Annotated in this window: 12 protein-coding genes; 8 read left to right on the plus strand and 4 right to left on the minus strand. The window is 59.5% G+C overall.

Features of this window, described 5'->3' with window-relative positions; genetic code table 11:
- The first annotated feature begins 10 nt into the window (after nt 1–10).
- From NHH73_21075 to NHH73_21085, 3 genes are all read left to right on the plus strand, one after another.
- The gene (locus NHH73_21075; protein USX25086.1) at nt 11–331 is read left to right on the plus strand and encodes an antibiotic biosynthesis monooxygenase; all 321 of its coding nucleotides are present in this window, start codon (nt 11–13) and stop codon (nt 329–331) included.
- Between the two features lie 114 nt (nt 332–445).
- The gene (locus tag NHH73_21080) at nt 446–1,033 is read left to right on the plus strand and encodes a WHG domain-containing protein (protein USX25087.1); all 588 of its coding nucleotides are present in this window, start codon (nt 446–448) and stop codon (nt 1,031–1,033) included.
- On the plus strand, nt 1,030–2,226 hold the full coding sequence (locus NHH73_21085) for a GDSL-type esterase/lipase family protein (protein ID USX25088.1): 1,197 nt from the start codon (nt 1,030–1,032) through the stop codon (nt 2,224–2,226). The genes NHH73_21080 and NHH73_21085 overlap by 4 nt, the downstream gene beginning before the upstream one ends.
- A gap of 143 nt (nt 2,227–2,369) precedes the next feature.
- Here the strand turns inward: NHH73_21085 and NHH73_21090 are convergent, their stop codons facing one another.
- Nucleotides 2,370–3,110 (minus strand): SDR family oxidoreductase, encoded by a 741-nt coding sequence (locus NHH73_21090; protein USX25089.1) that lies wholly within the window; start codon nt 3,108–3,110, stop codon nt 2,370–2,372.
- A gap of 317 nt (nt 3,111–3,427) precedes the next feature.
- Here NHH73_21090 and NHH73_21095 point away from each other — a divergent pair, with 317 nt between their 5' ends.
- Together NHH73_21095 and NHH73_21100 are read left to right on the plus strand one after the other, a co-directional pair.
- Nucleotides 3,428–4,630: an amino acid ABC transporter substrate-binding protein gene (locus NHH73_21095; protein USX25090.1), complete on the plus strand. Its 1,203-nt coding sequence runs from the start codon at nt 3,428–3,430 to the stop codon at nt 4,628–4,630.
- Nucleotides 4,631–4,917: 287 nt separating this feature from the next.
- A complete protein-coding gene (locus NHH73_21100; protein USX25091.1) occupies nt 4,918–6,690 on the plus strand; it encodes a DUF885 domain-containing protein in 1,773 nt (590 codons plus the stop codon).
- A gap of 101 nt (nt 6,691–6,791) precedes the next feature.
- Here NHH73_21100 and NHH73_21105 read toward each other — a convergent pair whose 3' ends face one another.
- The gene (locus NHH73_21105; GenBank protein ID USX25092.1) at nt 6,792–7,292 is read right to left on the minus strand and encodes a cupin domain-containing protein; all 501 of its coding nucleotides are present in this window, start codon (nt 7,290–7,292) and stop codon (nt 6,792–6,794) included.
- A gap of 84 nt (nt 7,293–7,376) precedes the next feature.
- Nucleotides 7,377–8,264: an AraC family transcriptional regulator gene (locus NHH73_21110; GenBank protein ID USX25093.1), complete on the minus strand. Its 888-nt coding sequence runs from the start codon at nt 8,262–8,264 to the stop codon at nt 7,377–7,379.
- 192 nt (nt 8,265–8,456) lie between these two features.
- Here NHH73_21110 and NHH73_21115 point away from each other — a divergent pair, with 192 nt between their 5' ends.
- The 3 genes from NHH73_21115 to NHH73_21125 all read left to right on the plus strand — a co-directional run bounded on the left by NHH73_21115 (nt 8,457) and on the right by NHH73_21125 (nt 12,024).
- Entirely contained in the window at nt 8,457–9,344 is an 888-nt protein-coding gene (locus tag NHH73_21115; protein ID USX25094.1) for a LysR family transcriptional regulator, read from the plus strand.
- Nucleotides 9,345–9,498: 154 nt separating this feature from the next.
- Complete coding sequence (locus tag NHH73_21120) at nt 9,499–10,524, plus strand: NAD(P)H-dependent oxidoreductase (protein ID USX25095.1); 1,026 nt, start codon at nt 9,499–9,501, stop codon at nt 10,522–10,524.
- A 42-nt stretch (nt 10,525–10,566) separates the two neighbouring features.
- Nucleotides 10,567–12,024: a S41 family peptidase gene (locus tag NHH73_21125; protein USX25096.1), complete on the plus strand. Its 1,458-nt coding sequence runs from the start codon at nt 10,567–10,569 to the stop codon at nt 12,022–12,024.
- A 17-nt stretch (nt 12,025–12,041) separates the two neighbouring features.
- On the opposite strand, the gene NHH73_21130 is transcribed toward NHH73_21125, so the two are convergent.
- Nucleotides 12,042–12,941 carry a LysR family transcriptional regulator gene (locus NHH73_21130; GenBank protein ID USX25097.1) on the minus strand — a complete coding sequence of 300 codons (900 nt, stop codon included), beginning with the start codon at nt 12,939–12,941 and terminating at the stop codon, nt 12,042–12,044.
- Nucleotides 12,942–13,115: the final 174 nt, after the last annotated feature.

Consider the following 13,115-nt stretch of genomic DNA (forward strand, 5'->3'; position numbering starts at 1 on the left):
GGAGGAAGTCATGATCTACGAAATTGCTTCGTTGCCGGTCAGAGGCGACGATATCGACGCCTTTACCAGCGCGTTTCGCGATGTAACCCATCTGCTGGCGCGCGCCAAGGGCTACCAAGGCCACGTGCTCACGCAAGGGGTCGAGGCGCGATCGCATTTCACGCTGATCGTGCGATGGCGGACCCTCGAGGACCATACGGAAGGGTTCGAACCAAGTGAAGACCACCAAGTCTTCATGGCGAGGCTGCAGGCGTATCTTGCGGCGGAACCGATCGTGTATCACGTGCACGCGGCTTTCCCAGGTGGACGGATGGACATTTCCGCCGGATAAGGCAATTGGCTGGGGCGCCCTCTGCGCCCCAGCCAATCCGTCACAGATTACACCGCGCTTTACAAAACCTAATTGCCTTAGGCATAATCCTAATATGATTAGGAGACAGATGAAATGCCTCGTATTGGCCTGACGCCGGAGCTGCTGACGAAAACCGCAGGGGAATTAGCGGATGAAATCGGCTTTTCGTCCATAACGCTCACCGAACTGGCACGTCGCTTCGACATGAAAGTGGCGAGCCTTTACTCGCACGTCAAAAATTCCGAGGATCTGAGAGCGCGTGTTGCGTTGCTGTCCCTGGGTAAACTTGCCAGTCGGGCTGAGCAAGCGGTCGCCGGCCGATCGGGCAAAGCTGCCCTGACCGCGATCGCCAACGTTCATCGCGCGTTCGCGCGGGAACATCCGGGCCTGTTCGAGGCAGCCCGCCACCGACTGCAGGGACCGTTAGCTGACGATAACGGCGGGCTCAGGATCTCCCGTCTCATGCGTGCTGTATTGCGCGGCTATGCCCTGGACGAGGTCGAGTGCACGCACGCCATTCGCCTGCTCGGTAGCGTTTTTCTCGGCTTTCCAATGCTGGAACTTGCCGGCAGTTTCGATCATAGCCAGCCAGCGATCGACACCTCGTGGGACCGAACCATCGAAGCCCTCGACGCCGTACTCAACGGTTGGAAACGCCATCCACTTGAAAGACATTCGTGATCCCAGCGCCCCTCACCTTTAACACGCCACTATCGCCGGAATTCATCCACGGCGCGGTCGAGATCGAACGTACCGAGTCAGGCCATCTGCCACATCGACTTCCTGCATGGGCACGCGCCCAGCATAGCGACGCGCAATTGACGATGGCCGAGTCGCAACCAGCGGGAGTTCGCCTGGCATTTCGGACCGCGTCCACAACGTTGGAATTGCTGACCCTGCCTACCAAGCGGGTGTACCGAAACATGCCACCGAGAAAAGACGGGGTGTACGACTTGTTTACCGACGGCCGATTGACACATCAACTAAGCGCCACGGGAGGAAACGCGCTGCACATCGACATGGCGGCCGGTTCGGTCGCCCTCACGCCGGGTACGGTCCAGACGTTAAGATTTGATGGTCTCGCCGATGGCCGGAAAACAATCGAGATATGGCTGCCGCACGATGAGAAGACCGAGCTGGTAGCCTTGCGCTCCGACGCCGATGTCACACCGGTCACCGCTCACGCCAGACGCCGGTGGGTTCACCACGGCAGTTCGATCAGCCAGGGTTCCAATGCGACGCATCCTTCGGGAACCTGGCCGGCAGTGGCCTCGACCAAGGCAGCGGTCGATCTGGTAAACCTCGGGTTCGGCGGAAACGGCCTGCTCGATCCTTTCACCGCCCGGACCATTCGCGATCTGCCGGCCGACCTCATAAGCATCAAGATCGGCATTAATCTGGTCAATACGGATATGATGCGTTTGCGCGCCTTTATTTCCTCTGTCCACGGATTTCTCGACACGGTGCGGGACGGCCACCCCAGCACACCCCTGGTTGTCGTGTCACCCACGTTCTGTCCCATACACGAGCATCGGCCGGGCCCCACCGTGTTCGACACGGCGGCTTTAGCCGAGGGACGAATGTTGTTCAGGGCCTCCGGTGCCGAAGGCGATATCGCCCAAGGCAAGTTGACCCTGGCCGTCATTCGCGAGCAGCTACAGGCGATCGTCCGGCAGCGGGCAAAAATGGACGTCAATATTCATTACTTGGACGGCACTCAGCTCTACGGTGAAATGGACAACCAGCAGCATCCGCTACCTGACGCACTGCACCCGGACACGCCCACGCACCGTCTGATAGGGGAACGCTTCGCCGACGCCGTCTTCGCACGGCAACCTTTGAGCGCGGTTTTAAGCGCCAGAGCGACGAGATAAAGACCGTGTCCGCGCCGGGAACAAACCGGCGGCGATTGAGCAAATCAGCCAGCGATCCGAAAATGCCCGCGGATGTCGCCATCCCAGGAATCAGCAGATCCCGGCACATGGCTGTCCAGCGGGCAGCCCCACAAGCGCGCGCTTTACGCGATCGCGCCCCCGTCCGCCGTCAAGGTGGCGCCGGTGACGATGCTTGCCGCGGAACTGGCGAGGAAGACCACCGTATTGGCGATTTCACGGGGTTCGGCGTACCGTCCCAGCGAGGTCAAGCTGCGCTGGAAGTCGGCCGCCTCGCCGTGCGCCGGATTCGACTCCGTATTCACGGACCCAGGCTGGACAAGATTCACGGTAATACCGCTTGGGCCCAGTTCGCGCGAGAGCCCCCGGGTGAAGGACGTCAGCGCGGCCTTGGACATGGCGTACGCCGTTATACCTGGAAACGGGACCCGCTCTCCAAGGCCCGAGCCGATGGTGATGATGCGCCCCCCCGCCTTCAAATGCGGAATAACCGCTTTTGCGAATAACAGGGGTGCACGGACATTGGTATCCATCATCGACTGATATTCGTCGACGTTAATATCGGCGACCGGTCCGTAGAGGCCTTTGCCAGAATTGTTGACCAAAATATCGAGCCCACCGAGCGCGGCGACGGCGTCGCTTACCGCTCGCGCAATAGCCTCGGGATCACCACTGTCAGCCTGAATCGCCACCGCCCGGCGCCCCGTACCCTGTATGGATTTGATCACCGCCTCCGCCCTGTCGGACGAAGACTGATAGGTGAACACCACATCAGCTCCATTTTCAGCCAACGCCAACGCAATCGCGGCGCCGATCCCACGCGAGCCGCCGGTCACCAACGCCCGCTTCCCATCCAAATTTATCATGACGTTTCCTTTGAAAATAAGATTACAAGGGCGCGTGTCCTACCATCGAGAGGTAGGACGCGCGGCAAAATCGTAACATTCGAATTAGCGTGCAGCTAGTGGCATCCGCAGCACAAGAGACACGCAGAATATGGAACACCGATACAGGGCGCGCCAAGGCCACACAGCGCTCCCGTCGCCAGACATAGCACGATCTGACTGTTAATCGCAGGAATAGACATTGATGACGTTTGACGAGATTGATATCGTCTCGTTTTTGGAAGCACGCACCGTGGCATGGAAGGTCAAGCCGCGCTTCGGTGCCATCAGGAGATCGTATGCAAAAAAATTCCCGGCATAGTGACGCGAAGCCGCTGCGCATCGGCTACTGCCTTTCCTTGACAGGCCCAATCGCAGGCAACAGCAGATCGGCGGCATTGGCGCACGACATTTGGCTGGAGGACATCAATCGACAAGGTGGCTTGCTGGGACGCCAGGTTGAGCTGATTTGCTACGATGATGAGGGGCAAGCGTCCAATGCGGCCGCGCTTTACGAACGGCTGATCGACTTGGACAAGGTGGATCTACTGATCGGCGGCTACGGCACCAACACCTTGCGTGCAGCGATGCCGCTCATTATCCAGAGACAGCGGTTCTTCATCGGTTTGATGGGCCTGGGCGCCAACGATGGCTTCGCGTATCCGAATTACTTCGCCATGGCCCCCACCGGCGAGGATCCCAACGCTGCGCTCACGGAAGGTTTCTTCGAACTGGCCACGCAACAGGCGCCGCGGCCTTTAACCGTGGCGATCGTTGCCGCAGATGCCGAATTCGCTCATCATCCGGTCTCCGGCGCCAAGGCGAATGCCGACAAGTACGGGCTTGAGATCGTTCACGAAGCCAGGTATGCATTGGACACCAAGGACTTCAAGCCCATCATCGATGCGGTAGCGTCAAGCGGATGCGACCTGCTGTTTCTCTGTTCCTATCTAAACGATTCCATTGAGCTGGTAAGTACGATCCATGCTCATGCTTTTCGTCCCAGCATGGTTGGCGGCGCGATGATCGGGCCGCAAAATACCGCTGTCAAAACCACGCTTGGACCGCTGCTCAATGGCTTCGTCAATTACGAGTATTGGCAACCGGTGCAAGCTTTAATGTTTCCGGGCGTGAGCGAGTTTTTGCAAACCTACCAGGCTCGGGCAGCGGTACAAGATGTCGATCTGCTCGGCCACTACATGGCCCCGCTTGCCTACGCGCAGATGCAAGTGCTGGCGCAGGCAATAAAAGCGACTGGCAGCGTCGAGGATGTCGCGCTGGCTGAGCATACCCGTAATGCGAACTTCGATACCGTGATGGGATCGATGCGTTTCGGCAGGAACGGTGAATGGGCACAACCGCGCGTACTGCAAGTGCAATTTCAAGGCATCGAAGGCAACGAAGTTGCGCAATTTCGTGACGGCCTGCGCCAGATCGTACTGTCCCCAAACGAGTACCGTTCAGGCGAGCTGATTTATCCGTACGACGACGCGCGACGATAAGCCATATCCGACGCCGCGGCACAACGCCCGGGCAAAATTAACAGAGCGCCTGTTTTCGCTGTCTGTTCCGCTATTGCGACCGTCTGTCGCACGCCGCAGGCAGGCAGCGAAAATTTATTTTACAGTAGCGCCTTCGACAAACCACTCATGGACAACATCATCAGAAACACTGCATTCCTTTATACGCGCTATTAAACACGTCTGCCGCCTCCAATACCGACGTACTTCGTTTGACGAAAATCTCACCGACGTCGAACCACACACTGTTTTTCTTATTTAGGAATCGAATGCCGCCCACCCCACCCTTCGCCAGAACCGCCATGCTCGGTCTGCTCACCGCAGTGCTGTCCTTGCCCGCCTTGGCCGCCGAGCCGGCATGGGTCACGAAAAGCAATACCAATTCCCAGGTCTTGCTGAACGTCCTCGCAAAATACTCGCCCGAGAGCGCCAGCAGTCTCGGCGTCGACGGTTACGACGAGCAGATCGTCGACCTTTCGCGCGACCAGTTCGACGCCTCGAACCGCGACCTGCGCGCAGCCATCACCGAGCTGCAACAACGCCTGGGCAGCGAGGGCGACAGCAGGGTCCGGCAAGACCTGCAGATCCTGATCGACAAGGCCCAGGACCAACTCAAGACGGATGCCCTGCAACGCAAGTATTTCATGCCCTACCAAGACCTGACCGGGATGGTCTTCGGCGTCGTGCGCGCGATGCTCGACCCGCGCGTTCCGCCAGCCCGCCAGCAGACGCTGCTGGCGCGCCTGGACAAGTACGCGGGCCTGGCCAAGGGCTACCGGCCGGTGACGGAACTGGCGCAGGAGCGCTTGCAGGAACGCCTGAAAGCGGACCCAAAACTGCTGGGCCCCTACAAGGGCGAGGTCGAACAGGCGATCAATGACGCCCCGACCCTGCTCAACGGCATGCGCGAGCTGCTGGCGAAAAGCGCCTTATCGGGCTGGGAACCGCGCTTCGATGCGCTGGAAAAACAGCTGACGGCCTACAACGCGCGGGTGCAAGCGGAGATCCTGCCGCGCGCCCGGGTTGACCATCGCCTGCCGCCGGAAGTCTATGCCGACAAGCTGAAGAATTACGGCGTCGACATCAGCCCGCAGGAACTGATCTCGAAGTCGCTCACCTCGTTCGCGGAAATCCGCAACCAGATGCAGATCACGGCCAACCTGCTGGCGAAAGAGCGTGGCTTCAAAAATGCCGACTACCGCGCCGTCATGCTCGAACTGAAAAAGCAGCAGATCCCGACCGAAAAGGTGATGCCGCTGTATGCCGAGCGCCTGGCCGCGCTGGAAAAGTCGGCACGTGAGCATGAGGTCGTCACCCTGCCAGAACGGCGCGCCGTGATCCGGCTAGCGACCATGGCCGAGAACGCGGCGCAGCCGGCGCCGCACATGAGCCCTCCCCGCCTGATTGGCAACACTGGCGAGTACGGCGAATTCGTGCTGACCACCGGCATGCCGCCCGACGCCACCGGCAAGCGACTCGTGTTCGACGACTTCACCCATCAAGCCGGAACCTGGTCGATTACGGCGCACGAAGCGCGTCCGGGACACGAGATGCAGTTCGCGAAGATGATGGAGAACGGGGTATCGACGGCGCGCGCGGTGTTTGCCTTCAACAGCGTCAACGTCGAAGGCTGGGCGCTGTACGCCGAGGCGGAGATGCAGCCCTACGAGCCGCTCGACGGCCAGTTGTTCGCGCTGCAGGCGCGGGGCATGCGAGCGGCTCGCGCCTTCCTCGACCCGATGGTCAACCTGGGGGAGATCACGCCCGATGGTGTCAAGAACTTCCTGATGCGGGAGGTCGGCCTGTCCGAGGGCATGGCGACCCAGGAGGTGCAACGGTACACGTTCCGCTTGCCGGGCCAGGCCACATCCTACTTCTACGGCTACCAGCGCCTGATGGAGACACGCCAGGCGACCGAAGTGGCGATGGGCGACCGTTTCAATCGTCAGAAGTTCAACGACTTCGTGCTTGCCCAAGGGCTGGTGCCCCCGGCCCTGTTGCGCAAGGCTGTGATGGAGGAATTTGTGCGGCCGGCACCGTAAAAATCAGCTGCTGTGCGGCGCGCGCGCTGCGCGCCGCCGAAGACGGTTCAGGCGAGGGATACACCGACGCCGTCTTCGCGCGGCAACAATTGGCAATCTGATCACTGTACCAGGCGTGCGATCAACTCAACGTGTTCAGGCCAATGCTGTTCAAGAAAACTTTTATCGGCAATCTCGAAATCCTGGAATTCAAAGCCCGGCGCCACCGTGCATCCCACCAGGCCAAAGCCTTCATGGTCCTCGCATTCAGCGGCAAACCACTGCCCCGCAGGCACCAGTGCCTGAAAACTTGCGCCGTCATGCCGCAGAGGATTCCCCAGCCTGAGAACCTTGAGACTTCCATCTGGTTCCAGAACATAGATCCGAATAGGCATACCCTCGTAAAAATGCCACATTTCGTCCGATGCGATGCGGTGCCAGGTTGACTTCTCCCTGCCTTGGAGCATGTAATAGATTGCGGTGGAGGCAGAATAGCTAGCGGAGTCCTTCCCGCTGGTCACGCGCGTTTGGCCGCGATAGGTCTCCTTGAAGTGGCCTCCTTCCGGATGGGGCTGGAGCGACAGCAGGGAGATCAAATCTTTTGTATTGTTCGCAGAAATCATGGATGCTCGATAGGTCGACACGTAATCGTTTGAGAAGAATAACACCCATCGCAAAACGCCACACGCGATCGCGCCCGGACCGGCCTATCGCTTGCGCTCGCGCCGCCAGACACCGGGGGTGATTCCAACGAGCTTACGGAATGTGCGCGCAAAATGCACGGTGTCCGAAAAACCAGTGGCGAGCGCCACTTCGCTGATGGACGCCTCGGAGTGCACCAGCGATATTTGCGCGCGTCGAATTCGAGCGTCAAGCTGCCATTGATACGGAGCCAATCCAGTCGACGCTTTAAACGCGCGGCTAAAATGCGCTTGAGATAAGTTAATCAAGCCGGCAAGAGTTGCCAACTCAACGCGCTGCGGGAGGTGGTTTTCCATGTAATCGACAACGCGCCGTAACTGCCATGGCGCCAGCATTCCCGTATAGGCTACAGGCGTGTTCTGCGTCACAAAAAGTTGCGAAGCTATGGCAACCGTGATCCCATCGCCGTACAGTTGCATGGAGGGGTCCGGATTTCCGATCGCTTGCGCCAGCAGTTCGACCAAGGCTGCAATGCGAGCATTAACGAACCGCAACTGCGGATTACCGCTCAGGCTGGGGTCGATCGGCATTGCCAAACGTTCGCTAAACATCGCGAAGTCGAAAGCCAGCGTTGCATCAACAATATGCCGCGCATCCTTGGTATAGCCCCAGACTTCCATACCGGCTGGCGCGTAGAGTATGTGTCGCGGCGCATGCGCGATCGGACATGGGCTATTGGCGTGGAGCCGAGGCTCGCAAGCGCCGCCAACTTCCTCCAAAACCACACTCAACCGCGCACGATCCTCTTGCGGGAGTTTGTGGAGCACTTCGCCGTTGCAAGAATAGGCGGCGACACTGAGGTGTACGCCGTTCCATGCCCGCTGCGACATGTTCAGGCTGAGCACATTTTCAGGTAACGGCGGCACTATGGAGGAATTACAAACACTGTTCATACATGACGTAATTAAGAGACTTCAGAGGATTCTACGCTGACTCAACAAGCTGCGCCGGCAGCTGCCCCTAACATAGCACGATCCGACTGTTAAGCGCAGGATTAGACATTGATGATATGTCCCGCGGTTGATATCGTCTCGCTCTTGCAAGCCGCACCGTAGTTACATGACGATCAAAAGGGGGCCGTCGAAGTGGATCTAGAAGAGTTGAAGACGTTCGTTGAAGTGGCCGATGCTGGAGGCATTTCGCCCGCCGCGCTTCGGCTCGGCGTTTCCAAGTCCATTGTCAGTCGTCGGCTCGGCCGCCTGGAAGCGGATCTCGGCGTCCAGCTGCTCTCGCGCACAACCCGCGGCGCGGCGCTCACGGAAGCCGGCACGACGTTTCGGGACTTCGCCGATAGAGCCTGTAGCGAGATCGATCTGGCGAAGGAGACAATTTCGCCCGCCGGCGACCTTCGGGGGCGCTTGCGCATCGCGGCGCCGCTATCTTTCGGACCCACCCATTTCGCGCCCATTCTGGCGGAAATGGCACGGCGATATCCGCGACTGCAAATTCACACTTGCTACAGCGATCATGTGATCGATCTTCTCGCGGACGGTTATGATTGTGCGATCCGGCTTGGCTTTCTTCAGGACTCCAACCTGGTGACACGGCGCATCGGACCGATATACGGAACGGTTGTAGCGAGTCCGGAATACATCGCAGCACACGGGGAACCGGAGAGTCCCGCCGAACTTCTCAATCATCAGGTCCTGATGCAAGGAACGGAAGCGTGGCACTTCCAGGATGGCAGGAACGTCATCGTTATTCGCCCACAAGGCCGTTTCAAGGCCGATAACGGCACGGCGCTCGTCGCGGCCGCCCTGGCGGGGCTAGGCATCGGCTATCTTCCCAGCGGCCTTGTCTACGAACATTTAAAGTCCGGCGCCCTGGTTCAGGTGATGCCCCGATATCCCATACCGCCGGCTGGCGCTTACGTGGTTCGGCCGCCAGGCCGGAACACGGCCAGGAAAATACAAGTGCTGACCGATCTGCTCATCGAGTATTTCGACAAGATTTCACCCAATGGCGGACCCTGACCGGCAATTTCAAGCCGTGTCGTGCAGCGATGAATATCCCTGCTCCGCAAAAAGTGTTCCACATGTCGCGACATAGATCGTCGGAAGCTACGGCTACCAGTGCCGACGCGACGATGCTATATTTTCCCCAATAAAAATCTTTAGGAAGCCTATTTTGGATCACGTCCTGGTCATAAACAGCAGCGCCTCTGGTAGCTCGTCGGTATCCCGGGATCTCGTGGACGAGGTCGTCCAACGCATCGCCGCAGCCAGGCCTGGCACGCAATTCACCCACCGGGATGTCGACCTGGACCTTGTTCCGCATCTCACCGCCACAACTGTCGCAGGCGTCAGAGCCGTTGCTGGCACGGAAGCAGAACGGGCAACGCAAACGTTGTCCGATACCTTGATTGCCGAGCTAGCAGCTGCGGATGCGATCGTCATCGGCGCGCCGATGTACAACTTTAGTATTCCATCATCGTTGCGTACCTGGTTCGATCACGTTCTGCGCCCGCGCGTCACATTTTCCTACGGCGCTGGCGGCCCAACGGGGCTGTTGATCAACAAGCGCGCAATTGTGGTTGAATCGCGCGGCGGGGTCTATTCGGAGGGACCATCGAAAAAGATTGACTTCCAGGAGCCCTACCTCAAACAACTTTTAGGTTTTATCGGCATTTCCGACGTCACGTTTATTCGTGCGGAGAAAATCGGCTTCGGTCCGGATTTTCGCGAACTGGCGCTGGCCGGAGCGAGGGTAGAGATTGCCGGTGTCGTTGACCGCATCGCACATGGATCGCGCCCTACCGACGAGGTGGAACCAATGTCGAACGACAGCCGGACCGATTACGATGCGATCATGCAGGCCAACCTGGCGAGCGTCTTCAATGAGCATGATCCCGCCCGCCGTATCGAGGCACTCGGGTCGCTTTACCATCCGGATGCGCAACTGTACGAGCGTGATCGATCGGTGCAAGGCCACGGGCCTATCTCGCAGGCGGTGACCGAACTGCTCGATCATTTGCCCGCGGGAGTGACATTCCGCGCCATCCGGCCAGCGGTCGGCCATCACGGGGCTGGACGATTGCAGTGGAGCGCGGTTGCCGCAACCGGTGCGGTACTGGTCACCGGTACTGACGTCGCCAGCATCCGGAACAACCTGATTCAGTCTCTCCATGTTTTCCTCGACCAAGGTGACGCCTGATCGGCGCAGCTTAATCCAGACGAAGGCAAACCGGAGCATTCAATGATTTTCGCTACATTCACCAAAAAGACTCTGGCGCTGGCCTTGCTGAGCATAGTCCCGGCGCTTGCGCACGCTGCACCGCAGTCCAATGCCTGGCAGATGATGACGCGGGCCGATGCCAATTTTGTCGGCGATTGGATGCTGCGCCAGTCGATTGGCGCCGTCTATCCCGACGCGGACGCCTACTCGGCGCGGCTCACGCAGGCGCGACGTATCCTGGAACAGGAGTTGCCACACGTGGACAACTACCAAGGTTATCGCCACGCATTGAATCATTTTGTCGGCAGTTTTCAGGATATGCACCTGTCGGTTGCATACGCCTTGTCGCCCAACGCCTACCAATGGCCGGGTTTCTCTGCTGTCTATCGCAACCTGCGTTATTACACCGCCGCGAGCAAGGGCGCTATCTCGGACGGTCAGGAGATCAGCGAATGCGATGGCCGGCCGATGGCGTCTTGGATCCGCGGCATAGCGACCTACGAACAAATGATTTTCGACCTCGAGTCGACCAGCGCCGAGGCGGCGCCGCTGATTTTCCGCGATGCCGGCAACCCCTTCTTGCCACGGCCGAAAAGCTGCACCATCGGCGGCAAGCAGATCGCGCTAGCGTGGGGTGCCATTCCGGCCAGCCAAATCAATGCTGCCGTGAACGCGCTTACGCCGCCACCCGATCGCCTTACCGCCATCAGCGCGTTCGGTGCCGACGGCGCCTGGGTACGGATGGGTATTTTCCTGCCCGGCACGCAGAACGAAGGCTTGGCGTTCAAACAATTATTCGCCGAAGCGCCTGGCCTGCGCAGCAAGTCCGTCATCGTGCTCGATGTGCGCGGCAATGGTGGCGGTCCATACGAATGGTTTATGGGCTTCCTGCGCGCATTGTATGGCGGGCAGTACACCGATTATTACGCTCGGGCGCGCCTGGGAATCTCCGCCGTCTTCCGCCTCACGCCGGAAATCCTGGCGTATTTCAACGAGGACGTCGCCGCTGAAACAGATGCGCTCGTTCCACCGCCGGATGGGGAGCGGTTCGATCCGCATAACACCGAGTTCGCAGCGGCACTGAAGGCAGGAAAACCGCTTCTGGTGGCGCCGAAAAAAGCCTCCCAGATACCTCAGCCTCGGCAGGCACCCGCCAATCCGGTCAAGGCGAAAGTGTATGTGTTGACCGACTACAGTTGCGCTAGCGCCTGTATCGCGTTTGTCGATGAACTCAAGCGTTTTCCAGGCGTCGAACAAATTGGCGTGGACACGTCGGTCGACTCCCGCACCGGAACGCCATTCGGCACACCGCTACCCAGCGGCAATGGGACTGTCTATGTGCCCGTCATGACGCGGGACGGTCGTGAGCGCGACGACAATGTGCCGCAAAAACCGACGCGCGTGTTTACTGGAAACATCAACGACACGGCAGCGGTGAAAGCCTGGCTACAGGCGGACGTTCTGCCGTCGCGTCCTTAGCTGCGGCGCGATCAAGGTCATAGACCGGGCGATGCGGGCGCGACCTCGGGCATCGTGCCAAAATACTCGACAAGTAACTCGGTCAGAATGCCGATCTTCTTCGAGGGATGCAGCCCGGGCGGCCGGACAACGTACGCTGCCGCCTGCGGTACCGGATAATCCGTCATTACCTGGACAAGTGCGCCGGAGCGCAAGTGTTCCTGAACCAGCATGGCGGGCAGATAGCCGATGCCAAGGCCGGCGACCGTCGCCGCCACAAGCGCAGCCCCGTTATCGGCCTTGAATCGGCCTAGCGGACGCACCGTGATGGTTTTGTCGCCATCCAGGAACGACCACGGTTCCGTGCCTTGCATCAGTGCCTCGTGGCCGAGCAGTTCTTCGGGTGTCGTTGGCGCCCCATGTGCCTTGATGTATTCCGGACTGGCCACGGTGACGCCATGAACAGGTCCAACGCATTTTGCTACCAGGTTCGAGTCCTGCAGCCAGCCCACCCGTATTGCGCAGTCAAAACCTTCTGCGATGAGATTGACCAGATGGTCGCTATAGCACGTGTGAATTTGCAGACGCGGATGGCGTCGCGCCATTTCCGCAAGCACCGGCGCGAAATGGGTCGGGCCGAACGTCAGTGGAGCGGCGATGCGCAGGCGGCCGCGCAGGTCGCCGGCGGGCGCGATCGTTTCCTTCGCCATATCGATCTCGGCGCAGATCTTGTCGGCCGACTGCCGGAACGCGGCGCCAGCTTCCGTCAACGCCGCGCCACGGGTGTTCCGGGACAGCAGCTGCACGCCCAATTCCTCCTCCAGCCGGTTGAGCCTGCGGCTGACGATCGACTTGGCCACGCCAAGCCGCAGCGCGGCAGCCGAGATGCCGCCGGCATCGGCCACTTCCACAAATGTGCGCAACTCTTCGATGTCCACTATAGCGTTCCTTTTATCTTGGTATGAATTTGAGCGTCGGCGACCTTCCCCGCGCAGGATCGGCACGGTCTCTCTTCGCTACACTTTACTCCTGGGGTCGTCAACGTCCGGAATAGTGCAGCGACGGTCGTGAAAACGCTAGTGCGGCATTGTATGTTTCTGTGTCGCCGATTG

The sequence above is a fragment of the Oxalobacteraceae bacterium OTU3CINTB1 genome (assembly GCA_024123955.1).
Lineage (GTDB): Bacteria > Pseudomonadota > Gammaproteobacteria > Burkholderiales > Burkholderiaceae_D > Rugamonas.

Bases quoted from the DNA above. Each gene is read 5' to 3' on its own strand.
- NHH73_21075 (USX25086.1), top strand. From the start codon at position 11: ATGATCTACGAAATTGCTTCGTTGCCGGTCAGAGGCGACGATATCGAC.
- NHH73_21080 (USX25087.1), top strand. From the start codon at position 446: ATGCCTCGTATTGGCCTGACGCCGGAGCTGCTGACGAAAACCGCAGGG.
- NHH73_21090 (USX25089.1), bottom strand. From the start codon at position 3,110: ATGATAAATTTGGATGGGAAGCGGGCGTTGGTGACCGGCGGCTCGCGT.
- NHH73_21095 (USX25090.1), top strand. From the start codon at position 3,428: ATGCAAAAAAATTCCCGGCATAGTGACGCGAAGCCGCTGCGCATCGGC.
- NHH73_21100 (USX25091.1), top strand. From the start codon at position 4,918: ATGCCGCCCACCCCACCCTTCGCCAGAACCGCCATGCTCGGTCTGCTC.
- NHH73_21105 (USX25092.1), bottom strand. From the start codon at position 7,292: ATGATTTCTGCGAACAATACAAAAGATTTGATCTCCCTGCTGTCGCTC.
- NHH73_21110 (USX25093.1), bottom strand. From the start codon at position 8,264: ATGAACAGTGTTTGTAATTCCTCCATAGTGCCGCCGTTACCTGAAAAT.
- NHH73_21125 (USX25096.1), top strand. From the start codon at position 10,567: ATGATTTTCGCTACATTCACCAAAAAGACTCTGGCGCTGGCCTTGCTG.